The 22,073-nt window shown below is 66.4% G+C and carries 20 protein-coding genes and 1 pseudogene; 7 read left to right on the top strand and 14 right to left on the bottom strand.

What is annotated here, in order from left to right; translation table 11 throughout:
- Positions 1–321: 321 nt before the first annotated feature.
- Positions 322–1,665 (bottom strand): phosphoglucosamine mutase, encoded by a 1,344-nt coding sequence (gene glmM, locus ASE63_RS04740; RefSeq protein ID WP_056797685.1) that lies wholly within the window; start codon positions 1,663–1,665, stop codon positions 322–324.
- A gap of 255 nt (positions 1,666–1,920) precedes the next feature.
- Positions 1,921–2,958 carry an L-idonate 5-dehydrogenase gene (locus ASE63_RS04735; protein WP_056797337.1) on the bottom strand — a complete coding sequence of 346 codons (1,038 nt, stop codon included), beginning with the start codon at positions 2,956–2,958 and terminating at the stop codon, positions 1,921–1,923.
- A gap of 148 nt (positions 2,959–3,106) precedes the next feature.
- Here ASE63_RS04735 and ASE63_RS04730 point away from each other — a divergent pair, with 148 nt between their 5' ends.
- Positions 3,107–3,874 (top strand): SDR family NAD(P)-dependent oxidoreductase, encoded by a 768-nt coding sequence (locus ASE63_RS04730; protein WP_156410197.1) that lies wholly within the window; start codon positions 3,107–3,109, stop codon positions 3,872–3,874.
- Positions 3,875–3,925: 51 nt separating this feature from the next.
- On the opposite strand, the gene ASE63_RS04725 is transcribed toward ASE63_RS04730, so the two are convergent.
- The 7 genes and pseudogenes from ASE63_RS04725 to ASE63_RS04700 form a co-directional block, all read right to left on the bottom strand.
- Positions 3,926–5,617 (bottom strand): arylsulfatase, encoded by a 1,692-nt coding sequence (locus ASE63_RS04725; RefSeq protein ID WP_056797334.1) that lies wholly within the window; start codon positions 5,615–5,617, stop codon positions 3,926–3,928.
- A 469-nt stretch (positions 5,618–6,086) separates the two neighbouring features.
- On the bottom strand, positions 6,087–6,926 hold the full coding sequence (gene fghA, locus ASE63_RS04720) for an S-formylglutathione hydrolase (protein WP_056797679.1): 840 nt from the start codon (positions 6,924–6,926) through the stop codon (positions 6,087–6,089).
- Positions 6,927–7,115: 189 nt separating this feature from the next.
- A pseudogene (locus ASE63_RS28000) lies at positions 7,116–7,791 on the bottom strand (zinc-binding dehydrogenase); the annotation flags it as partial.
- Position 7,792: 1 nt separating this feature from the next.
- On the bottom strand, positions 7,793–8,328 hold a 536-nt coding region (locus ASE63_RS27995; protein ID WP_162261723.1), incomplete at its 3' end, for an alcohol dehydrogenase catalytic domain-containing protein.
- Between the two features lie 25 nt (positions 8,329–8,353).
- A complete protein-coding gene (locus ASE63_RS04710) occupies positions 8,354–8,638 on the bottom strand; it encodes a metal/formaldehyde-sensitive transcriptional repressor (RefSeq protein ID WP_056797331.1) in 285 nt (94 codons plus the stop codon).
- A 107-nt stretch (positions 8,639–8,745) separates the two neighbouring features.
- Positions 8,746–9,639 carry a transporter gene (locus ASE63_RS04705; RefSeq protein WP_162261719.1) on the bottom strand — a complete coding sequence of 298 codons (894 nt, stop codon included), beginning with the start codon at positions 9,637–9,639 and terminating at the stop codon, positions 8,746–8,748.
- A gap of 161 nt (positions 9,640–9,800) precedes the next feature.
- Positions 9,801–10,370, bottom strand: coding sequence for an NUDIX domain-containing protein (locus tag ASE63_RS04700; protein ID WP_056797327.1), 570 nt, complete (start codon positions 10,368–10,370; stop codon positions 9,801–9,803).
- A 227-nt stretch (positions 10,371–10,597) separates the two neighbouring features.
- Between ASE63_RS04700 and ASE63_RS04695 the strand changes: the two genes are divergently transcribed.
- A complete protein-coding gene (locus tag ASE63_RS04695) occupies positions 10,598–11,365 on the top strand; it encodes a hypothetical protein (RefSeq protein WP_056797325.1) in 768 nt (255 codons plus the stop codon).
- Positions 11,362–11,853: a hypothetical protein gene (locus ASE63_RS04690; RefSeq protein ID WP_056797323.1), complete on the top strand. Its 492-nt coding sequence runs from the start codon at positions 11,362–11,364 to the stop codon at positions 11,851–11,853. The genes ASE63_RS04695 and ASE63_RS04690 overlap by 4 nt, the downstream gene beginning before the upstream one ends.
- 112 nt (positions 11,854–11,965) lie before the next feature.
- Here the strand turns inward: ASE63_RS04690 and aceB are convergent, their stop codons facing one another.
- On the bottom strand, positions 11,966–13,567 hold the full coding sequence (gene aceB / locus ASE63_RS04685; RefSeq protein ID WP_056797320.1) for a malate synthase A: 1,602 nt from the start codon (positions 13,565–13,567) through the stop codon (positions 11,966–11,968).
- A gap of 287 nt (positions 13,568–13,854) precedes the next feature.
- On the opposite strand from aceB, the gene ASE63_RS04680 reads away from it, so the two are divergent.
- Positions 13,855–15,159 (top strand): pilus assembly protein, encoded by a 1,305-nt coding sequence (locus tag ASE63_RS04680; protein ID WP_056797317.1) that lies wholly within the window; start codon positions 13,855–13,857, stop codon positions 15,157–15,159.
- 114 nt (positions 15,160–15,273) lie between these two features.
- Here ASE63_RS04680 and ASE63_RS04675 read toward each other — a convergent pair whose 3' ends face one another.
- The 3 genes from ASE63_RS04675 to ASE63_RS04665 are packed head-to-tail and all read right to left on the bottom strand — an operon-like array spanning position 15,274 to position 17,404.
- A complete protein-coding gene (locus ASE63_RS04675; protein ID WP_056797676.1) occupies positions 15,274–15,876 on the bottom strand; it encodes an HD family hydrolase in 603 nt (200 codons plus the stop codon).
- A 2-nt stretch (positions 15,877–15,878) separates the two neighbouring features.
- Positions 15,879–16,523 (bottom strand): DNA-3-methyladenine glycosylase I, encoded by a 645-nt coding sequence (locus tag ASE63_RS04670; protein ID WP_082609663.1) that lies wholly within the window; start codon positions 16,521–16,523, stop codon positions 15,879–15,881.
- On the bottom strand, positions 16,520–17,404 hold the full coding sequence (locus ASE63_RS04665; RefSeq protein ID WP_056797314.1) for a folate-binding protein YgfZ: 885 nt from the start codon (positions 17,402–17,404) through the stop codon (positions 16,520–16,522). Before ASE63_RS04665 ends, ASE63_RS04670 begins: the two co-directional genes overlap by 4 nt.
- A gap of 257 nt (positions 17,405–17,661) precedes the next feature.
- Between ASE63_RS04665 and ASE63_RS04660 the strand changes: the two genes are divergently transcribed.
- Complete coding sequence (locus tag ASE63_RS04660; RefSeq protein ID WP_056797311.1) at positions 17,662–18,999, top strand: dihydroorotase; 1,338 nt, start codon at positions 17,662–17,664, stop codon at positions 18,997–18,999.
- 110 nt (positions 19,000–19,109) lie between these two features.
- On the opposite strand, the gene ASE63_RS04655 is transcribed toward ASE63_RS04660, so the two are convergent.
- On the bottom strand, positions 19,110–19,619 hold the full coding sequence (locus tag ASE63_RS04655) for a hypothetical protein (protein ID WP_056797308.1): 510 nt from the start codon (positions 19,617–19,619) through the stop codon (positions 19,110–19,112).
- A gap of 121 nt (positions 19,620–19,740) precedes the next feature.
- Here ASE63_RS04655 and ASE63_RS04650 point away from each other — a divergent pair, with 121 nt between their 5' ends.
- Positions 19,741–20,856 carry an ABC transporter ATP-binding protein gene (locus ASE63_RS04650; RefSeq protein WP_244491276.1) on the top strand — a complete coding sequence of 372 codons (1,116 nt, stop codon included), beginning with the start codon at positions 19,741–19,743 and terminating at the stop codon, positions 20,854–20,856.
- A gap of 31 nt (positions 20,857–20,887) precedes the next feature.
- A complete protein-coding gene (locus ASE63_RS04645) occupies positions 20,888–22,018 on the top strand; it encodes an extracellular solute-binding protein (protein WP_056797305.1) in 1,131 nt (376 codons plus the stop codon).
- The last annotated feature ends 55 nt before the right edge of the window (positions 22,019–22,073 follow it).

The following is a 22,073-nucleotide window of genomic DNA, read 5'->3' as shown; positions in this document are numbered from 1 at the left end:
CCCTCGAATGTGCGCGACGCACCGAACGCAGCTCGCGCTTGTTACCGACGGGCAGAGGATGCCGGAAATATCTTAAATGAGGCTTAACCTTACGAGTTAACCTCAAGAAAGCCTCAAGAAGGGCCGAATGCTTGCCGCAACATTAACAATGGCGGTCGGCTGACGTGTTGCGGCCCTGCCGAGAGGGCGCCTTGTCCGCTACGGACGGCGCCGACACAGGCCAGCCAACTCCGCGCCCGCGGAAGATCAGCCATGGGGTTGGTGCGGCGGCGCTGTCGCTGCTTGCGGGGAGGGGTAGGCGATGAGCGTCCTGCGGCGCTGTCAGGCCGCGGCCTTCGTCACCGCATCGACGACGTCGTCGACCGCGCGCATCACGAGATCGCGGTCGTCGCCCTCGGCCATCACGCGGATCACGGGCTCGGTGCCCGAGGGGCGGATGACAAGGCGCCCGCTCTCGCCCAGCAGCTGCCGGGCCGCCTCGATGGCGGAGAGGACGGGCTTCTTCGAAAGCGGCTGGCCTTGCGCGTAGCGGACGTTCTTGAGGATCTGCGGCAGAGGCTCGAAGGCGTGGCAGACCTCGGAAACCGGCCGGTCCTGCCGCTTGACGGCGGCGAGCAGCTGCAGCGCCGCGACGAGCCCGTCACCGGTCGTGCCGAAATCGGAGAGGATGATGTGGCCGGATTGCTCGCCGCCGAGGTTGAAGCCGTGGCTGCGCATATGCTCGAGCACATAGCGGTCCCCCACTGCGGTGCGGGTCAGGCCGAGGCCGAGGCCGGCGAGATAGCGCTCGAGGCCGAGATTGGACATGATCGTCGCGACCACGCCGGGCTGCGTCAGCCGGCCGTCCTCCTGCCAGTCGCGCGCGATCACGGCCATCAGCTGGTCGCCATCGACGACATGGCCCAGTTCGTCGACGATCAGCACCCGGTCGGCGTCGCCGTCGAGCGCGATGCCGATATCGGCGCGCAGCTCGCGCACCTTGGCGCTCAGCGCTTCCGGGGCCGTCGAGCCTACATCCTTGTTGATGTTGAAGCCGTCCGGCTCGACGCCGATCGAGATGACTTCCGCGCCGAGTTCCCAGAGCGCCTCGGGGGCGACCTTGTAGCCGGCGCCATTGGCGCAATCGATGACGATGCGCAGGCCTTCCAGGCTCATGTTGCGGGGCAGGGTGCGCTTGGCGAATTCGATGTAGCGGGCATGGGCGCTGTCGATGCGCTTGGCGCGGCCGAGCGCCGCGGAGGCCGAGAGGCGCGGCGAGAGGTCCGAATCGATCAAGGCCGAGATGCTGCGCTCGACCTCGTCGCTGAGCTTGTAGCCGTCGGGGCCGAACAGCTTGATGCCGTTGTCCTCATAGGGGTTGTGCGAGGCGGAGATCATCACGCCGAGATCGGCCCGCATGGAGCGCGTCAGCATGGCGACTGCGGGCGTCGGCATCGGGCCGAGCAGCATCACGTCCATGCCGACCGAAGTGAAGCCCGCAACCAGGGCGTATTCGATCATGTAGCCGGACAGGCGGGTGTCCTTGCCGATCACGACGCGGTGCCGGTGGTCGCCGCGATGGAAGGCGAGGCCCGTCGCCTGGCCGACCTTGAGGGCGAGGTCCGGCGTGATCACGCCATTGGCGCGGCCGCGGATGCCGTCGGTCCCGAAATATTTGCGAGTCATGGCGTCTGTCCACATCGGGCGCCGAGCCCGTTCCTGCGCGTTCTATAGCGGGAAATGGTTTCCGCCTTCTCACAAATTGTGACGAAACCTTTCGGCAGCGGTGGGTGGGGAACGACGAGCCATGTCGCGAGAGCGACTATGAGCCCAAGCGATCGCTGGAAGAGGAGGTGGCGATCTTCGATCGTTCCCGCGCCGTCATTCCGGGTCGGCGCCGCTGACGCGGCTTGTCCGGAATGACGGCGCGTGGTCGTGGGCTCACCCGAAGGCGAGCTGGACCTTCATCGCTTTCGACTTGTCGGCGGCAAGGTCGAAAGCCTCGACCGCGCGCTCGACGGGGATCGTCGCGGTCAGCAGCGGCGAGAGGTCGATCGTCTTCGAGCCGATCATCGCTACCGCCCAGTCGAACTCCTCATGGAAGCGGAAGGAGCCGCGCAGGTCGAACTCCTTGGCGACGAGGACGTTCATCGGCAGGGTGAAGCTGCCGCCGATGCCGATCTGGACGATCACGCCGCCCGGCCGCAGCACATCGAAGGCGCCGGTCAGCGCATGCTGATTGCCCGAGGCCTCGAACAGCACGTCGAAGGCGCCCTTCTCGGCGCCGTACTCGGCCTTGAGGCGGTCGGGCTCGGCCATCAAGTTGATCGCCGTGGTCGCGCCCAGCTTCACCGCCGTCGGCAGCGGGCCGTCGACCACGTCGGTGACGACGATCTCGGCCGCACCGGCCGCCTTGGCCGCGACGATGGTGAGGATGCCGATCGGCCCCGAGCCGGTGACAAGCACGCGCTTGCCGAGCAGAGGGCCGGCGCGCTTGACGGCGTGCAGGCAGACGGCGAGCGGCTCGGCGAAGGCGGCCTCGGCCGCGGTGACATGGTCGGCGACCTTAACGGCCTGGCGCTCCTCGACCACGAGCAACTCGCGGAAGCCGCCCTGGACATGGGGGAAGCGCATGGCGCTGCCGTAGAACAGCATCTCGGTGCAGTGCTGCTGCAGGCCCATCTGGCAGTAGCGGCAATGACCGCAGGCGCGGCTCGGATTGACGGCGACGCGATCGCCCGGCTTCACGCGCGTCACCTCGGAGCCGACGGATTCGACGTGGCCAGCAATCTCGTGGCCGAGGATCATCGGCTCGCGGACGCGGATCGCGCCGAAGCCGCCATGCAGGTAGTAATGCAGGTCGGAGCCGCAGATGCCGCCGGCCTCGATGCGGACGCGGACCTGCTGCGGTCCCGGCTCGCCCGGAGTGACTTCCTCGACGCGGAGATCCTTCTCGGCATGGATGACGACGGCGCGCATGGCGGCTTCTCCCTGACGCGTCGGTTTTCCCGCATGGGCCCCGACGTCGTGACCGGTGTTGTCTAATCGTTTGAAAGCTGCTTACCCAGTTTCATCGGGCCGGTGCAAATCCAAAGATGCCGGCTCCGCCATCAGGTGAGGATCGGCCATGTCGCTGTCGCTGTTCAGTCTCGAGGGGAAGATCGCCCTGGTCACCGGTTCGGGGCAGGGCATCGGTCTCGCGCTCGCGGAAGGGCTGTCCGAGGCCGGCGCGCATGTCGTGCTGAACGGGCGCGACAAGGCCAAGCTGGAGCGCGCTGCCGAGGCGATCAGGGCGGCCGGCCGCAAGGTCTCGGTCGCACCCTTCGACGTCACCGACCAACCGGCAGTCGAGGCCGGCGTCGCGAAAATCGAGGCCGAGATCGGGCCGATCGACATCCTGATCAACAATGCCGGCATGCAGAAGCGCGCGCCGATCACCGAATTCCCGGTCGAGGGCTGGCATGAGGTGATGGCGACGAACCTGCACTCGGTGTTCTACCTGACGCAGGCCGTGACCAAGCGGATGGTGCCGCGCCAGCGCGGCAAGATCATCAGCATCGGCTCGGTGATGAGCGAGCTCGGACGCGCCACGATCATTCCCTACACGGCTTCCAAGGGAGCGGTGAAGATGATGACGCGCGGGCTCGCCGCCGAGCTCGGCAAGCACAACATCCAGGCCAATGCGATCGGGCCGGGCTATTTCACCACCGAGATCAACAAGGCGCTGATCGCCGACGAGGCCTTTTCGGCCTGGGTCTCCAGCCGCACGCCGGCCGGGCGCTGGGGTGAGACGAAGGAGCTGGTCGGCGCCGCGATATTCCTGTCCTCGGCGGCGTCCGACTACGTCAACGGCCACCTGCTGATGGTCGATGGCGGGCTGACCGCGGTGGTGTGAAGCGATCCATGCGCCGGCCGCCGAGAGGCCGGCCGGCGCATCAGCAACCTGTCAGCCGCCATGGGCTCGCGACATCGCGGCCATGACTTCGTCGACGCTGAAGCTCGATGGCTTCTGCCGCGGCGGGAAGTCCTTGAAGGACGCGACGAACTCAGCGACGAAGGCCTGCGCCGGCACGATCAGGAATGCACGCTGGATCGCCCAGTCGTAATAGGTGTTGGAAGTGATGTCGGCGCGCTCATAGGGGTCCAGCCGCAGGTTGAACATCTTGGGCAACCTCAGGCAGGTGAACGGCTCGGCCCAGATGCGCAGCGTACCCGGCGCGCGCTGCTCGCAGAACACCGATTTCCAGTTCTCGTAGCGCATCGCCACGAGCTGCGCGTCGTCGTTGATGTAGAAGAACTCCTTGCGCACGGAGTGCTCCTGCTGGCCGGTCAGGAGCGGCAGCTGGTTGTAGCCGTCCAGATGCACCTTGAACGTCCTGCCCATCGACGTGTAGCCGGTGAGCAGCTTGCTCTTGATGTCGGGCTCGCCGGCGGCCGCCAGCAATGTCGGGAGCCAGTCGAGCGCGGCGAAGATCTCGTTGCTCACCTGCCCCGGCTTGATCCGCCCGGTCCAGCGGATCATCGCCGGAACGCGATAGGCCCCTTCCCAATTGGTGTTCTTCTCGCTGCGGAAGGGGGTCATGCCGCCGTCCGGCCATGAGTTCATGTGGACGCCGTTATCGGTTCCGTAGAGCACGATGGTGTTGTCGGCGATGCCGAGATCTTCGAGCGTCTTGAGCAGGTTGCCGACATGGCCGTCATGCTCGAGCATGCCGTCCATATACTCGCTGAGATTGCTGCGCCCCCGGTATTCCGGCCGCACATGCGTGTAGAGATGCATGCGCGTGCCGTTCCACCAGCAGAAGAACGGCCGGTTGGCCTGTGTCTGCCGCTTGATGAAGTCGATCGCCGCATTCGAAGTCTCGTCGTCGATCGTCTCCATCCGCTTCTTGGTGAGGGCGCCGGTGTCGTCGATCGTCTGCTTGCCGACCCTGCCGAAGCGCGCATCGACCGTCGGATCGTCGCGATCGGTCGCGGCGCATTTCAACACGCCGCGCGGACCGAACCGCGCCTTGAAGGCGGGATCCTTCGGGTAGTCGGGGTGCTCGGGCTCCTCCTCGGCGTTGAGGTGGTAGAGATTGCCGAAGAACTCGTCGAAGCCGTGCACGGTCGGCAGAAATTCGTTGCGGTCGCCAAGATGGTTCTTGCCGAACTGCCCGGTGGCATAGCCGAGCGGTTTCAGGGCCTCGGCGATCGTGATGTCCTCGGGCTGCAGGCCGAGGGTTGCTCCTGGCAGGCCGACCTTGGTGTTCCCGGTGCGCAGGCCCGATTGGCCGGTGATGAACGAGGATCGTCCCGCCGTGCAGCTCTGCTCGGCATAATAGTCGGTGAACATCAACCCCTCGCGGGCGATGCGGTCGATGTTCGGTGTCTTGTAGCCCATCAGGCCGAAGGAGTAGGCGCTGACATTGGCGAGGCCGACATCGTCCCCCCAGATCACCAGGATGTTCGGCCGTTGACTGCTGCCGGGAGCGGGGGAGGGCGGCGCCTGCTGTGCCTGTGCCGATCCGATCAGCCCACCTGCCGAAAGCGCCGATGCGGATAGCGCGGTGCCGCCGAGCAGCATGTCGCGGCGGCTGAAATTGTCCGGCCGGGTTGCATCCAGGCGATCCGTCCCCCGTGGTGTTCCTGCACTCATGAGATCCTCCCCTCTCTGGTGATGCAGCAAAAGCCGACGACGCTCGGCGCTCGATCGGCCGGCTGCCGATGGCACGCGCCCGCGCGAACGCCCGGAGAGGGCGCGCTGCGGGGATTCCGTCGATGTCATAGCTGTGGCCGGTGGGGCTAAACCGCCCTCTGGCCGATCTCGCCCGCCGGTTCGATCGAACGATCAACGTGCGTCCACGCCACCGATGGCGAGGTTTAGTGCTGCTGAAGCTGATCGTCTCGACGCGGCCATGCGCCCGCGCGCAGGGACGCCGGCAACGCAGGTACAGGCCTCGGCGTCTGCTCGGTTCCCTCCTTTCGGTCCGTGCCGCTAGGTTCAGGAACGTGTCGGGATAACGGGTGATGCCGCGGCTGGTCGCTACCCGCCCCAGCGGAATGCTAGCTCAAACCGATGCAGCGTGACAGCGATTTAGCGCCTCGCGCAGCGGCGGCTCCTTCGCTCAGGGGGCGGTGAGACGCTCGGCATGCCAGGCGACATGCTGGGCCATGAAGGTCGAGATGAAGTTGTAGGAGTGGTCGTAGCCGTCGCGCATATGCAGTTCGAGCGGGATGCCGGCGGTGGCGCAGGCGATCTCGAGCAGTTGCGGCCGCAAGCCTTCCTCGAGGAAGCCGTCGGCGGTGCCCTGGTCGACCAGCAGGTCCTTGATCCGGTGGCCATCCGCGATCAGCAGGGTCGAATCATAGGCGCGCCAGGCGCGCTCGTCCGAGCCGAGATATTTCTCGAAGGCGGGGCGCGACCAGCCCGCCGTCGAGGGCTGCGCGATCGGCGCGAAGGCGGAGACGGACGCGTAGCGCTCGGGGTTCTTCAAGGCGAGCGTGATCGCGCCATGGCCGCCCATGGAATGGCCGAAGATGCCCTGCCGCTTCATGTCGACCGGGAAATGCCGCGAGACCAGCTCGGGCAGCTCGTCGCGGATGTAGCTCTCCATCCGGTAGTTCCTGTCGTAGGGCTCCTGCGTCGCATCGAGGTAGAAGCCGGCGCCCGAGCCGAACTGCCAGTTGTCTGCCTCGTCCGGCACGCCTTCGCCGCGCGGGCTGGTGTCCGGGCAGATGATGGCGATGCCGTTTGCCGCCGCGGCGGCACGATACTCGCCCTTGTCCATCGCGTTCTGATGCGTGCAAGTCAGCCCCGAGAGATACCAGAGCAGCGGAACCGGCCCGTCCTCGATCTGATGCGGGAGGTAGATCGCGAAGGTCATCGGGCAGGCGCAGGCCGTGCTGTCATGGCGGTAGACGCGCTGCGAACCGCCGAAGGCCTTCGAGGAGGAGAGGAGTTCCATGTTGGGGTCCTTCTTGTCGCTGCCTGAGCCGCTTTCGGAAAACAGGTGTAGGCCGTCCGCGTCATGCTCGGGCTTGTCCCAAGCATCCACATCTTGACCATAGGTCTCGCCCGGCGAAGACGTGGATGGTCGCCACAAGGGCGACCATGATGCGTGATTGCCTGCCGATTGAGGCAGTGGAACGGCCGTTCAGTAAACCACGACGCTCCGGATCGACTTGCCCTCATGCATGAGATCGAAGCCGGTATTGATCTCGTCGAGGCTGAGCTTGTGGGTGATCAGGTCGTCGATGTTGATCTTGCCCTCCATGTACCAGTCGACGATCTTCGGCACGTCCGTGCGCCCGCGCGCGCCTCCAAAAGCGGTGCCCTTCCAGACGCGGCCGGTGACGAGCTGGAACGGCCTTGTCGCGATCTCCTTACCGGCCTCGGCCACGCCGATGATGATCGACTCGCCCCAGCCGCGATGGCAGCACTCCAACGCCTGGCGCATCACATCGGTGTTGCCGGTGGCGTCGAAGGAGAAGTCGCCGCCGCCGCCGGTCAGGTCGACGATCGCCTGCACGACCTTGTCGTTGCCGATCTCCTTCGGGTTGACGAAGTCGGTCATGCCGAACTTTTTGGCCATCGCGACCTTGGCGGGGTTGATGTCGACGCCGATGATCTTGTCGGCCCCGACCATGCGGGCGCCCTGGATGACGTTCAGGCCGATGCCGCCGAGCCCGAACACCACGACATTGGCGCCGGGCCAGACTTTTGCCGTGTAGATCACCGCGCCGATGCCGGTGGTGACGCCGCAGCCGATATAGCAGATCTTGTCGAAGGGCGCGTCCTCGCGGACCTTGGCCAGCGCGATCTCGGGCAGCNATCACCGCGCCGATGCCGGTGGTGACGCCGCAGCCGATATAGCAGATCTTGTCGAAGGGCGCGTCCTCGCGGACCTTGGCCAGCGCGATCTCGGGCAGCACCGTGAAGTTCGCGAAGGTCGAGCAGCCCATGTAGTGGAACACCTCGCCGCCGTCGCAGGAGAAGCGCGAGGTGCCGTCCGGCATGAGGCCCTGGCCCTGGGTGGCGCGGATCGAGGTGCACAGGTTCGTCCGGCGCGACAGGCAGGACTTACAGTTGCGGCATTCCGGCGTGTAGAGCGGGATGACGTGGTCGCCGGGCTTCAGCGTCGTCACGCCGGCGCCGACCTCGCGGACGATGCCGGCGCCCTCATGGCCGAGGATCGCCGGGAACTTGCCCTCGGAATCCAGCCCCGACAGCGTATAGGCGTCGGTGTGGCAGATGCCGGTCGCCATCACCTCGACCAGCACCTCGCCGGCCTTCGGCCCGCCGATCTCAATGGTCTCGATGGTGAGGGGCTTTCCGGCTTCCCAGGCGACGGCTGCACGGGTCTTCATCGGATGATTCCTTCCTTGCGGATCTTCATTTCAGATAGGGGCGGATGACGCGGATGATCTCGGCGATGCGGGCGTCGTCGTCGGGGCTCTCGGTCTGTCCATCTGCCGAGGCCTGCATGGTCTCGCGCAGACGCATCTCGAGCACTTCGGTCATGAGGCCGGTGGCGGCACCGCGCAGGGCGGCAAGCTGCTGCAACAACGCCCCGCAATCCTCGCCGCGCTCCACGGCAAGGATCAGCGCATCGGTCTGGCCCCTGATCCGGCGCAGGCGCGTGACGGCGCGTCGCTTCTCTTCGGGGCTGTGCGGCATCCCGGTCACTTATACTGGGGCGGAGTATCGTTCTGGTCTGCAGCTACGATACTGGCCCGGAGTATGTCAATGTGATGGCATGAGGCCGTAATGGCCGGCCGCCGGGCTTAGAAGCTCCAGCCGATGTCGAGCTGGACGAGGTGGCGGCTGAAATTCGTCAGGTCGAGCGGGCGGTCGAGGCCGCGCTCATGGCCGGCGACCTGGACGTTGTAGGCCAGGGAGATCGCGAGCTCGTCCGTCGCCTGCCAGTAGATGCCCGGGCCGACGAAGGTGGCGTGGCCGGCATGATTGCCGAAACCGGCCGAATTCTGCTGCCGCAGATGGCGGATCTCGCCGCTGAGATAGACGCCGTCGCGGACCTGCCAGGCGAGCGAGGCGCCGATGGCGGTGGTCGAGCTGCGCTGATAGGGCGTCGGCCCGTTCCAGATCAGGTTGTGCGAGACGTTGACCGCGCCATAGAGGGTGCCGGGGATGAGGATGCGGTCGGCGAGGACCTCGAAGGCGGTGTTGTAGCTCGAGAACTGGCCGATGGCCCGGTCGTCATTGCGTTCGAGGCCGGTCTCGACGCCGAGGCTGAGGCCGAAGCCATGGTCGCGGTGGCTGAGCAGCCGGTACTTGGCTTCGAGGCTGCCGCCGAAGCTGCGATCCTTCAGCCGCTCGCGCGCGATCATCGATCGCGTCGTGCCGCCGAAGGCCGAGACGCTGACCTCGAGGCAGGGCAGGAGGCCGTAGGAACCCTGCAGTGTGCCGCTGCGGCTGAGGGACCTGCCTTCTCGGACGCCGGCATTGCCGTCGAGCGTGAGACCGAGGCTGCCGCGACCGAGGTCGGCGATGCCGGAGCCGTCGGTGAAGCCGAAGGCGTCGGTCGGGGCATCATCGATATCGTCGCAGACGGCGGGGGTATCCGCCTCCGGCTCGGCCTCGAAGGCGCTGGCGTTCTGGGCCGCAAGCAGCAATGCGCCGAGCGCGATGGCGCGTAGAGTCAGGGAGAGGCCAGCCAAGGTCGTGTTCCGTTGCATCAGAGGCGGGCAGGGAGCTTGGTGCGGCCTTAAGCTGGGGTGAAAATCGGCCGGAAAAGTCGCGGCAAGGCGCAGCCTTCCGGTCGGTGCGGTTAACGATGTCACTTGCGCGACGCTGCGGCGGGCCGCCCGAAGCCGCAGGCTTAGCCCGGCGGTGTCAGGCTACTGATCCGGGCGAGCGCGAGAGGGGCGATGTCCTGAAGCTCCTGCAGCGGCTTCCAGGCCGCGGCGTGGACCTCGTCAACCTGCGCGACCAGCGGCTGGTCGGGCGGCGCGACGAAGAGATATTGCAGGTCGTGATGGATATGGGCGGGCTCGTTGCGGGCGGGCTTGCCCGGCACGTCGTGGCTGTCGATGAAGAAGGGCAGGTCGCCGCCACCGTGCCAGGGATGCAGGCCAAGCCCCTGCACGCCGGTTTCCTCCAGCGCCTCCCGGGCAGCGGATTGCGCGAAGGTCGCCGCTTCCTCCCAATGGCCGCCGGGCTGGAGCCAGCGACCGATCACGACATGGTCGATCAGCAGGATGCGGGCATGGTCGGGCGAGAGTACATAAGCGCTGGTCGTGACATGGCCAGGGAAGGTGTCGCGCCGGTCGAGCGCGTCGCCACGGTCGATCTGCCAGCGCAGCAGCGCGAGGTGCTCGCGCGGGCCGGCGATCTCGGCGCGATAGCGCGTCACGGCCTCGACGAGGCGGCTGCGGAAGAGGCTCGTCATGCTGTATCGACTCTGGGTCCTGATCGGCGTCTGGATAGACGATTCGGGCGCGGCGCACGAGAAGGGCCCACTGGCCTGAGCGCGGCCGGACGATGGGGTTTGCTCCATCATAAAGTATTAACCTGCGAGATCGCCGGCCTTCCGTAGCTGCCTGGCGCTCGTTTTACTTGCATCGGCGCGCAAGATATGGCTTCTGCGGGCGCTTCTCGACAAGGTGCCGGACGTCTGTGCAGGATCAGCTCGACTGCCCCTATTGCGATGCCACGCTGAACGGAAGCGTGCTGTCCTGCCGCTGCTGCGGGCGCGACCTCACGCCCGTCCTGCCTCTGCTCCGCCGGATCGGCGCGCTCGAAAGCCGGCTCGCCCTGCTCGAACAGCCGCCGAAGGCGCCCCGATTCCTGGCTGCCGTCCCAGATGCTCCCGAGGGGGAGGCGCCCGATCCCGGCGCCATCCTTGTCACGGCCTCGCGCCGGCGCATCTGGTGCCTGCCGGTCGGTTTTCTCGTGCTCATGGGGGCCTACTGGACGGTCGTCATCGGGCTCGACCTGCCGCTGTTCGCGCTGCGGCTCGCCTCGATGGTCATCCCCTTCCTCACCGGAATCGCCTATCTCGGCGTCCGCCCGCGCCTGGCATGGTCCGATTTCGGCGTCGCGCTGATTTTTGCGGTTTCGGCCGTCGCGGCAATGAACGCATTGCTGGGTTGGATCGACAACATGCCTGTGCTGCCGCAGGGAGTCGCCGCTTGGCGCGAAACGTCGTTCTACGCGCTGAGCATCGGCGCTTCCATGTTCGCCGGCATGCTGCTGCGCGTCTCGCAGGCCGCGCTGGCGGCCAAGGGACTCAATTCGCTGCCGGTGCTGCGCGACGGGCTGCTGGGCCTGAACAGCAACATGCCCATGAACACGCTCAAGGCGATCGAGATGACCATCCTTCTGGCCAGCACTGCATTGTCCATCATGACCGGCCTGATCGCCGGGCTCTTAGGAGTGAAGTGACCACCATGATCAAGGCGACGTCTATCCGAAGCATCCTGCCTGCCATCCTCGCCTCGGCGATGGCCGCTTCCTTCGTGCCAGCTACGGCGCGTGCCGCTGAGCCGGTCCAGCTCATCACCCGCGAGGAGGCTGGGCTTCCGGCTCCGGACGCGGCCGGGAGCGCGACGCGCAATCTCACCCGCGGGCCGGGGATCGATACGCATGGCACGCTCGGAACCGGGGTGAGCGGCAAGCCGCTGCGGCTCGCGGTGAAGTTCATGCCGAGCAACGGCGTCCCGATCGACCCTGCGAGCGTGCGCGTGATCTATCGCCGCCAGCCCGCGTTGGATGTCACCGCGCGCGTAAAAGCCTTCATCACAGCGCAGGGCATCGAGGCGCCGGCCGTGCTGGTTCCGCCTGGCAAGCATGTGATCGAGATCGAGGCCACCGACCAGGAAGGCCGCGTCGGGCGCAGCCGGATGACGCTGAACGTCGCGCCGGCGCAGTAGGCGGCCGGGGGCGCTTCCGTGGCCGCGCGCCGGCGCCGTCCGACCCGGGTTGCAGCGATGCGGCAGCGGCGGGATACGAGAGTTCTCGTCGTACCCCGCCGCTGGCTGGTTTTCAGAGCTTGCCGTAGGCCGGCACCGTGAGGAAGTCCTCGAATTCCGGTGCAAGCGACAGCTTCGAGAACAGCTCGATCGCTTCCGGGAAGCGGCCCTTGTCGTAATTCTCGGCGCCGAGTTCGCCCTTCACGCGTTCCATCTCCTCGGTAAGGCAGCGCTTGAACAGGTCGGGCGTGACCTTGGTGCCGCCATCGACCGCGACGCCATAGCTGACGAACTGCCAGATCTGGGCGCGGCTGATCTCGGCGGTCGCCGCGTCCTCCATCATGTTGTAGATCGGCACCGCGCCGCGGCCGCGCAGCCAGGCTTCGAGATATTGCACGCCGACGCGGATGTTCTCGCGGAAGCCTTCTTCCGAGCGCGTGCCCTCGTGGATTTCGAGCAGGTCCTTGGCGTCGACCTTGACGTCCTCGCGCAGCTTGTCGAGCTGGTTGGCCTGCGGCATCAGCCGGTCGAAGACCTCGTTGGCGACGGGGACGAGGTCGGGATGGGCGACCCAGGTGCCGTCATGGCCGTCGCCGGCCTCGCGCTCCTTGTCGGCCTTGACCTTGGCGAAGGCGGCGGCGTTGGCCTCGGGGTTGTTCTTGACCGGGATCTGCGCCGCCATGCCGCCCATCGCGAAGGCGCCGCGCTTGTGGCAGGTCTGGATCAGCAGCAGCGAATAGGCGCGCAGGAAGGCCTTCGACATCACGACCTGCGAGCGGTCCGGCAGGACATAGGCCTTGTTGCGGGCGAGCTTCTTGATGAAGGAGAAGATGTAGTCCCAGCGGCCGCAGTTCAGCCCGGCCATGTGGTCGCGCAGCTCGTAGAGGATCTCGTCCATCTCGAAGGCGGCGGGCAGCGTCTCGATCAGGACGGTGGCCTTGATCGTGCCCTGCTTCAGGCCGAGCGCGTTCTGCGCGGCGACGAAGATGTCGTTCCAAAGCCGCGCCTCGAGATGGCTCTCGAGCTTGGGCAGGTAAAAATAGGGGCCCGAGCCCGCCGCGAGCGCAGCCTTGGCGTTGTGGAAGAGATAGAGACCGAAATCGACCAGCGCGCCCGAAGCCTCCTCGCCGTCGATCTCGATGTGCCGCTCGGGCAGATGCCAGCCGCGCGGGCGGACGATCAGGACGGCCGGCTTGTCCTTGAGCTTGTAGGCCTTGCCGCTTGTCGCGTCGGTGAAGTCGATGGCGCCGGCCCAGCGGTCTTTCAGGTTGATCTGGCCCTCGACCATGTTGGCCCAGAGCGGCGAGGAGGCGTCCTCGAAATCGGCCATGAAGACTTTTGCGCCGGAGTTCAGCGCGTTGACGATCATCTTGCGGTCGACCGGCCCGGTGATCTCGACGCGGCGGTCCTGCAGATCGGCCGGGATTGCCGCGACCTTCCAGTCGCCCTCGCGGATATGGCGGGTCTCGGCCAGGAAGTCCGGCGTCTCGCCGCCGTCGAAGCGCTTCTGGCGCTCGGCCCGCAGCGAGAGCAGGCGCTTGCGGGTCTCGTTGAAGCGGCGCTGCAGGTCCGCGACGAAGGCCAGCGCATCATGGCTCAGCACCTCGTCATAGCGCGCACCGACGGCGCCCTTGACGACGACACCCTTCGGCAAAGTGAGGGAAGGTTGCGACATGATCGTATCCTTTTCGCGAGGCGCCGGCTCGGGCGTTGCCTGCCTTTATGAGGCGCGAGCCGGTTTCTCGAAATCCAGAAAAGAGGCCGATCACCTTTGCTGATTTTGAAAAGATGGCCGAGCCTCAGGTCTCGGCGGTCTCGCCCTCATTCAAGCTGTCCGGGGCTGGTTCAGTGGAAAAATACAGCAAATTCGACCGATAGGGCAAAAACCGCGGAATCGGTTTCATGAGTTTGTAAGGCCTGACGGCGCAGGAGGGATGTCGCAACGTCATAAGGTCCGAGGCGATGGCTCTGCTAAGCTTCCTGCAGCAACGTTTTCGTGCGTTCAGAGAGCATGAGCGCGGCAACGTCCTGATCATGTTCGGTTTCGCGTTGGTCCCCGTGATCGGGCTGACCGGGGCCACGATCGACTACGCCCGCGCGACGAATGCGCAGCAGGTTCTCAACGCCGCGATCGATTCCGCCGCGCTGATGGCGGCGCGCGATGCCTCCAAGCTCAGCGATGCCCAACTGCGCGACCGCATCGACAAGTGGATCAAGAGCAATCTGCATGGCGATGCCGCCGCCCGCTTCACCAGCGCCAATATCGCCATCGACCGCACGGCGCGGACGATCTCGATCGATTCCGAGCTCAGCATCGACACGAGCCTGACCCGGGTGATCGGCTTCAACAGCATGACGATCGCCAGCAACGCCCAGTCGACCTGGGGCACGAATACGATCGAGCTGGCGTTGGCGCTCGACAATACCGGCTCGATGGATTCGGCCGGCAAGATGACCGCCCTGAAGACCGCGGCCAAGAACCTGATCGACATCATGAAGGATGCCACGAACGAGCCGGGTCAGATCAGGATCTCGGTTGTGCCGTTCTCGACGCAGGTGCGGCTGCCGACGACGTACAAGAACGAAGACTGGCTTCGTTTCGACGTCAGGGGGAAGGTCTATTCTTACGATTCCCGCGGACGCACCGTCAGCACGCTGACGAGACTCGCCAACAAGAACGAGTGGCCGGGCTGCATCTCGGACCGCGACAAGAATTATGACACGACCGATGGCTACATCAGCGGAGCGACGACGACGCTCTATCCGGCAACCTTCTGCGACCAGGTCACGGGCGTCGGAAAATCGGCGACGCCGACGCTCGCGACGATCCAGCCCCTCACGGACAGCTGGAACACGTTGAAGAACGCCATCGATTCGATGACGCCGGTGGGCAATACCAATGTCACGATCGGCGCGATGTGGGGCATGGCGACCCTGACGCCGGTCGCGCCCTTTACGGGGGGGCGTCCTTTCGAGACGCCGCGGCTCAACAAGTTCATGATCCTGCTGACGGACGGCGACAATACCGAGAACCGCTTCGGCGACAGTCAATCGACGATGGACAATCGGACTTTGACGGCCTGCGCGACGGCGAAGGCGGCGAACATCCGCGTTTACACGGTCCGGGTCATCAACGGTAACCGGACGATGCTGAGGAGCTGCGCCAGCACGGAGAGCATGTATCACGAGGTCAGCAACGCCGCGCAGCTGACGCCGGTGTTCCAGCAGATTGCCCGCGAGATCAGCCAGGTCCGCCTGACGCATTAACACCGGCGGCTTGGATCATCGGGCCGAATACCGTATTCGGCCCGATGATCTAGCGCCTGATCTTGCATCGGCCCGAAAGCGCATGCCGCTTTTCGGGCCGATGCTTTGAGCCGCTCAGACCGAGGCGAGCGCGGCGAAGCGGGCCAGGAAGAGGTCCTGCGCGGCTTGCGTGTCGAACGGCTCCAGCAGGGCCATGACGGCGCGCGGCAGCGCCTGCGGGCGGCCGAAGAAGCGTAAAGCCTCCTCCCGGTCGAAGCCCGCCAGCTCCGTCGCCTCGAAGAAGGCCGCGATGGTGTCGGCCTCCTTGGTCTTGCGCTTAAGCAGGGCCGGCGGTGCCGCGGGCAGGCCGAAGCGCAGATGGATCGCGCCGAGCAGCCGCGTCTCCACGCCCTTGTAGGCGTCGCCCATCACCACCTTGAACGGCGAGATCATGTCACCGATGACGTATTCCGGCGCGTCGTGCAGCAGCGCCATCAGGCGCCAGGAATCGGACCAGCCCGGATTGAGATGGGCGGCGATGGCCTCGACCAGCAGGCTGTGCTGCGCCACCGAGAAGGAGTGCGGCCCTTTCGTCTGGCCGTTCCAGCGCGCGACGCGGGCGAGGCCATGGGCGATGTCCTCGATCTCGACATCGAGCGGGGAGGGGTCGAGCAGGTCGAGCCGGCGGCCCGACAGCATGCGCTGCCACGCCCGGGGCGAAGCGGGGGGGCGGGTCATGATCAGGCCGCGGGGCGCTGGTCGCGCGCGAGCGCCGCGCATTCCTCGTAGCGGAAGCAGCCGGTGAGGTGGTCGTTGACCAGCCCGCAGGCCTCCATGAAGGCGTAGACGATGGTCGGACCGCAGAAGGTGAAGCCGGCCTTCTTCAGTTCCTTCGACATCGCCTCCGAAACCTTGGTCTGCGTCGGGACCTCGCCTTGCGTACGGAAGCGGTTCTGCAGCACGCGGCCGTCGAGATGTTTCCAGAGGAAGTCGGCGAAGGGCTCGCGCTCGCTCACCGTGAGATAGGCGCGCGCGCTCTTGATCGTGCCCTCGATCTTGCCACGATGGCGGATGATGCCGGGGTCGGCCAGCAGCCGCTGCACATCGGTTTCGGTGAAGCGCGCGACTGCCTCGGGCTCGAAATCGGCAAAGCCGGCGCGGAAGGCGTCGCGCTTGCGCAGGATCGTGATCCAGGACAGGCCGGCCTGGAAGCCGTCGAGGATCAGCTTCTCCCAGAGCGCGCGGGAGTCATATTCCGGCACGCCCCATTCGGTGTCGTGATAGGCGAGATAGAGCGGGTCGGTTCCCGGCCAGCGGCAGCGGAATTTGCCGTCCGCGCCTTGAATCGCAATGCGCTCCTCACTCAGAATGGCTGCCTCGCTCATGCCGCCGCTCCGAAGCCGGCCTCGCCGGGGAAGGGGAAGCGGATGAAGTCGGGCTTGGCCAGCGTGAAGGGCATGCCGCCGCCGAGCAGGGGCTCGCCGGCCGCCTGGGCGTCGGCAACGCGGTCGAGCCGCAGCATGGCGAGGGCGTGGCCATCCGCGCCGGAGCCGATCCGGCCCAGGGTCTTGCCGCCGGCCATCGCCTCGGAGCCGGGCTCAGCGGCGATGCCGTCGACGAAGGCGACCGGAACGACGCGGTTACGCGCCGTGCCTCGGTGCTGCATGCGCGAAACGACCTCCTGCCCGATATAGCAGCCCTTCTTGAAGGAAACGCCGCCGAGCTGATCGAGCAGCGCCTCATGCGGGAAGGTATCGCCATAGGCGAAGTCACGGCCGCCATCGGGAATGCCGAGGCCGACGCGGCGTGCGTGCCAGTCGTCCATCTCGGCCGTGGCGATCTCGACCACGCCCGCGCGGTCGGTCATCGCCCGCTGGCCGAGCGCAGGCAGGCGCGGATCGGCGTAGACGAGGCCGGAATCGGCCGGCAGCGGTGTGCCGTCCACCGACGCGATTACCGCCGTCGCCTCGGTGAGATCGTCGAGCGCCACCTTGGCGCGCAGCTTGTAGAGCTTCAGGCGTTTCATCAGGTCGGCCGTCTGGAGCAGGGGCGCATCGAGCAGGAAGCCGCCTCCCTCGCCCTCGGGGACCGCGACGACCAGGAAATCGCAGATGATCTTGCCTTGCGGCGTCAGGAGTGCGCCGTAGCCGGCCTGATCCGGCGTGACCGTCGCCATCTCGTTGGTGACGATGTTCTGCAGGAAGTCGCGCGCATCGTCGCCGCTGACGCGGATGACGCCACGATCGACCAGATTGGTGGCGGGCATGGTGTGGTCTCCGAAACGATCGGCCGATAGGTAGGCGCATCGAGCGCTCTTCTCAACTCGCCTCCGCGCGCTGTTTCCGCTAACTCCCTTCGATCCGTTCAACCGCACCGTCATCCCGGACGTAAGCGAAGCGGAGATCCGGGATCCATGCCTGAACCGTTCCGGCATGGATCCCGGATCGGCGCGGCTTTCGCCGCTTGTCCGGGATGACGGCGTGTTTCCTCAACCAAGACCCGCTCAACCTCGGGAGACCCACCATGCCGCAAACCTTCGACGTCATCCTCAAGGGCGGCACGGTCGTGAACCATGACGGGCGCGTGCAGCGCGACCTCGGCATCACCGGCGGCAAGATCATGGCGCTCGGCGATCTCTCCCGCGCCTCCGCTGGCGAGGTCGTCGACTGCACCGGCCTCCACATCCTGCCCGGCGTGGTCGACAGCCAGGTGCATTTTCGTGAGCCGGGGCTCGACCACAAGGAGGATCTGGAGACCGGTTCGCGCGCCGCCGTGCTCGGCGGCGTCACCACCGTCTTCGAGATGCCGAACACGATCCCGCAGACGACGACGCCCGAGGCGCTCGCCGACAAGGTGCGGCGCGGCAAGCACCGCATGCATTGCGACTTCGCCTTCTGGGTCGGCGGCACGCATGAGAACGTCAAGGACGTGGCCGAGCTCGAGCGGCTGCCGGGCGCGGCTGGCATCAAGGTGTTCATGGGCTCCTCCACCGGCGACCTGCTGGTCGAGGACGATGCCGGCGTCGCCGAGATCCTGAAGCGCACGCGCCGGCGCGCCGCCTTCCATTCCGAGGACGAGGGCATGCTGCGCGAGCGCATGGGGCTTCGGATCGAGGGCAATCCGGCGAGCCACCCGGTCTGGCGTTCGCCCGAGGTCGCGCTGACCTGCACCAAGCGGCTGGTGAGGATCGCGCGGGAGACGGGCGCTCGCGTCCATATCCTGCACATTTCCACAGGCGACGAGATGCTGTTCCTCAAGGACCACAAGGACGTCGCGACCGTCGAGGTGCTGCCGAACCATCTGACGCTGGTCGCGCCCGATTGCTACGAGCGGCTCGGCACCTATGCCCAGATGAACCCGCCGATCCGCGACGACAGCCATCGCCAGCGCATCTGGTGGGGGGTGGAACAGGGCATCGTCGACGTGCTCGGCTCCGACCATGCGCCGCATACCCATGAGGAAAAGCACCATGCCTATCCGGCGAGCCATTCCGGCATGCCCGGCGTGCAGACGCTGGTGCCCATCATGCTCGACCATGTGAATGCCGGGCGGCTGACGCTGGAGCGCTTCGTCGACCTGTCGAGCCACGGGCCGCAGCGCATCTTCGGCATGGAGGGCAAGGGCCGCATCGCCGCCGGCTACGACGCCGACCTGACCATCGTCGACCTGAAGCGCCGCGAGACCATCACCAATGCCTGGGGCGCCTCGAAATGCGGCTGGACGCCCTATGACGGCGTCACCGTCACCGGCTGGCCGGTCGGCACCTTCGTGCGCGGGAAGAAGGTGATGTGGGAAGCCGAGATCGTGGCGCCCGCGCAGGGGGAGCCGGCGCGGTTCCTGGAGGCGCTGCCGCGCGGGTAGTGCTCAACGTCATTGCGAGGAGCGTCAGCGACGAAGCAATCCAGGGGCGGGAGAGCTCTACGTCTTCCTGGATTGCTTCGCTGCGCTCGCAATGACGGGGGTGCTACCCTTCAGCCCAGCATCGCCGTCTCGACGATGTGCCATCGCTCGATCGGGACGTCCTGGCCCGAGGTGACGACGCAGAGGCGGTCGAAGCTGATCCTTCGGCCGGCGAGCTTTGCTGAAATCTCGGCCGCGGCCGCCGCCTTGGCTGCGGCCTCGACCGGGCCATAGAGCAGCGAGACATGCGGGATGAAGGCGTCGTTCGCCTGCCCGTCGAGCCGCTGCTTCAACGCGGCCAGCGCCGGCGCGATGGCGAAGCGCGCATAGAACGAGCGGAAGAAGGCCTCGCTCGTCTCGATTCCCGCCACGGCTTCCGAAAACGCCGCGACCTCTCCGGCGGCCTGCGCGACCGCCGCGGACAGCGCCGGCAGCTTCATGTCCGTGTCGCCCCTCACCGTCAGATGCGGCGTGAAGAATGGCGTGCCGAAGCGTCGCGACAGATCAGCGACAATGCTGGCCAGGAATTCGCCGTCCTGCGGCGCGGGCATCAGCCAAATCGAATGAATGGGCGCTGTCATCAGGGGTTCATAAACCTATTGCACACGGTCGCTGCGAGGCGTTATGTTTGCTCCAAGCGTTTCGGAAATGGAAGATACATTCCATTAAATCCGAAGAAGATCGCGACCAGGGAGAGGCACGTTGCCGACGGAATTGCAGAGCGGGCCGCGGAGCGGTGCGGCCATTGCCGTGCGCGATTTGCAGGTCGCCTATGGCGGCACGCGGGTGCTGCACGGCGTCAGCCTCGACTTCGCGCCGGGCAGCTTCACGGCGCTGCTCGGCTCGTCCGGCTGCGGCAAGACCACGCTGCTGCGCTCGCTCTCCGGCTTCGTCCCGGTCGAGTCCGGCTCGATCGTCGTCGGCGGGAAGGATGTCGCCGGGCTGCCGCCCGAGAAGCGCGGCATGGCGATGGTCTTCCAGTCCTATGCGCTGTGGCCGCACATGACGGTGCTGCAGAACATCGGCTACGGGCTGAAGCTGCGCGGCAAGTCCAAGGCCGAGATCGCGGCGAAGGTCGCGCAGATGCTGAGCTTCCTCGGGCTCGCCGGCTATGAGGACCGCAAGGTAACCGCGCTTTCCGGCGGCCAGCGCCAGCGCGTCGCGCTCGGCCGGGCGCTCGCCATCGATCCCGGCATCCTGCTGCTCGACGAGCCGCTCTCCAATCTCGACGCCAAGATCCGTATGACGATGCGCCACGAGATCCGGGCGATCCAGCAACGGCTCGGCCTCCTCGCGATCCATGTCACGCATGACCGCGAGGAGGCCATGACCATGGCCGACCGGCTGGTGATTATGCAGGCCGGGCGGATCGCGCAGATCGGCACGCCGGAAGAGGTCTATGACCGCCCGGCCAGCGCCTTCGTCGCCAATTTCATGGGGGCGGAGAACGTCCTGCCGCTGAATATCGAGCGGGGCGAGGGCAGGGCCTCTGTCACCGCCGGCGGCACCCAGGCGACGCTCGCGGGCGAGGCTGCCGCCGCGCTGCCGGCCGGCGAGGCGCTCGCCTATTTCCGCGACGACGTCGCGCGGCTGGGCGCGCCTGACGCAGCTGCGGCCGGAGGCGATCTCGTCGTGCCCGGCACCATCGCCGCGCGCGCCTATCCCGGCGGCACCTATCGCTACAAGGTTGCCGCGGCCGGGCGCGAGATCACCGTCGACGACGCCGACCGCCACGAACTCGGAACCACGATCGGCCTGCGCATCCCGCTGCAGCGCCTCCACATCTTCCCGGCATCCGAGGCCGGGATCGCCGCCTGAACCCAGTTTCGGACAACCAGGAGCCAGACCCATGCGCATCCTTACAATCGCCTGTTCGCTCGCAGCGCTGATGGCGGCGTCGCCGCTTTCCGCACAGACCCTGAACGTGGCCTCGGCCGGCGACCAGAACATGGTCGACTACGTCAAGGACTATCTCGGCCCGATGTTCGAGAAGGCCAATCCGGGGGTCAAGGTCGTCTCGGTCGGCACCGGCGCCGGCGATTCCGGCTCGCAGAAGATCTATGAGAAGCTCGACGCCCAGAAGAGCGCCGGGGCGAGCGATTTCGACGTGGTCGTGATCCACCAGAAGGCCGCCGGCCAGATGGTCAAGGAAGGGCTGCTCGACAAGTACACCGCCAACGTCGAGACCGCGAAGCTCGCGACGGGCGACAATGCGAAGAACGCGCTTGGCACGGACGTCTCCGGCTTCGTCATCCCGATGTTCCAGTCCCAAACCGCGCTCGCCTACAATGCCGACATGGTGAAGTCTCCGCCGGCAAGCTATGCCGACCTTGCCGAGTGGGCCAAGAAGAACCCCAAGCAGTTCGGCTATAACGGCATCAAGGGCGGAATGTCCGGCGTCTCCTTCGTCGCCGGATGGGTCTACGCCTTCGGCGGCGACGCCGACAAGCTGATCAAGGGCCCCTACGACGCCGCCACCAAGGCGAACTGGGACAAGGCCTTCGCCGGGCTGAAGGACTTCAACAAGAACGCCGTGATCACGCCCGGCAACGCCGGCACGCTCGACATGCTGAACCGCGGCGAGATCGCGATCGGCCCGGTCTGGGTCGACATGTTCTATTCCTGGCAGGCCGACGGCAAGCTGCCGCCGAACATGAAGCTCAAGCTCGTCTCGCCCGGCATGCCCGGCCAGCCGATGTACTATGCCATCGCGGGCAAGTCGGCCCAGAAGAAGCTTGCCGAGGCCTTTATCGCGCTCGCTACCTCGCCGCAGGTGCAGGCCGACGGTATCGTCAAGAGGTTCAACTGGTATCCGGGCATCGACGCCAAGAACCTTGAGGGCAAGCTCGACAAGGCAGCCTGGGACAAGCTCTTCACCGACGTCACCCCGGCCGATCTCTCCAGCAACGGCAAGCCCTTCCCGATCGCGCCCTACTTCAACGACATCCTCGAGGGCTACGAGAAGAAGGTTTCGAACTGACACTGCTTTCGTCCGGGATGGCGCGCGAAGACGCGAGGTTATCCCGGGCGGAGCG

The sequence above is a fragment of the Allobosea sp. Root381 genome (assembly GCF_001429395.1).
Taxonomy (GTDB): domain Bacteria; phylum Pseudomonadota; class Alphaproteobacteria; order Rhizobiales; family Beijerinckiaceae; genus Allobosea.
Note: the sequence above shows the minus strand (reverse complement) of the source record. Positions and strands in the feature narration are given on the sequence as shown.

Bases quoted from the DNA above. Each gene is read 5' to 3' on its own strand.
- glmM (WP_056797685.1), bottom strand. From the start codon at position 1,665: ATGACTCGCAAATATTTCGGGACCGACGGCATCCGCGGCCGCGCCAAT.
- ASE63_RS04735 (WP_056797337.1), bottom strand. From the start codon at position 2,958: ATGCGCGCCGTCGTCATCCATGCCGAGAAGGATCTCCGCGTCGAGGAA.
- ASE63_RS04730 (WP_156410197.1), top strand. From the start codon at position 3,107: ATGTCGCTGTCGCTGTTCAGTCTCGAGGGGAAGATCGCCCTGGTCACC.
- ASE63_RS04725 (WP_056797334.1), bottom strand. From the start codon at position 5,617: ATGAGTGCAGGAACACCACGGGGGACGGATCGCCTGGATGCAACCCGG.
- fghA (WP_056797679.1), bottom strand. From the start codon at position 6,926: ATGGAACTCCTCTCCTCCTCGAAGGCCTTCGGCGGTTCGCAGCGCGTC.
- ASE63_RS04710 (WP_056797331.1), bottom strand. From the start codon at position 8,638: ATGCCGCACAGCCCCGAAGAGAAGCGACGCGCCGTCACGCGCCTGCGC.
- ASE63_RS04700 (WP_056797327.1), bottom strand. From the start codon at position 10,370: ATGACGAGCCTCTTCCGCAGCCGCCTCGTCGAGGCCGTGACGCGCTAT.
- aceB (WP_056797320.1), bottom strand. From the start codon at position 13,567: ATGTCGCAACCTTCCCTCACTTTGCCGAAGGGTGTCGTCGTCAAGGGC.
- ASE63_RS04680 (WP_056797317.1), top strand. From the start codon at position 13,855: ATGGCTCTGCTAAGCTTCCTGCAGCAACGTTTTCGTGCGTTCAGAGAG.
- ASE63_RS04675 (WP_056797676.1), bottom strand. From the start codon at position 15,876: ATGACCCGCCCCCCCGCTTCGCCCCGGGCGTGGCAGCGCATGCTGTCG.
- ASE63_RS04670 (WP_082609663.1), bottom strand. From the start codon at position 16,523: ATGAGCGAGGCAGCCATTCTGAGTGAGGAGCGCATTGCGATTCAAGGC.
- ASE63_RS04665 (WP_056797314.1), bottom strand. From the start codon at position 17,404: ATGCCCGCCACCAATCTGGTCGATCGTGGCGTCATCCGCGTCAGCGGC.
- ASE63_RS04660 (WP_056797311.1), top strand. From the start codon at position 17,662: ATGCCGCAAACCTTCGACGTCATCCTCAAGGGCGGCACGGTCGTGAAC.
- ASE63_RS04655 (WP_056797308.1), bottom strand. From the start codon at position 19,619: ATGACAGCGCCCATTCATTCGATTTGGCTGATGCCCGCGCCGCAGGAC.
- ASE63_RS04645 (WP_056797305.1), top strand. From the start codon at position 20,888: ATGCGCATCCTTACAATCGCCTGTTCGCTCGCAGCGCTGATGGCGGCG.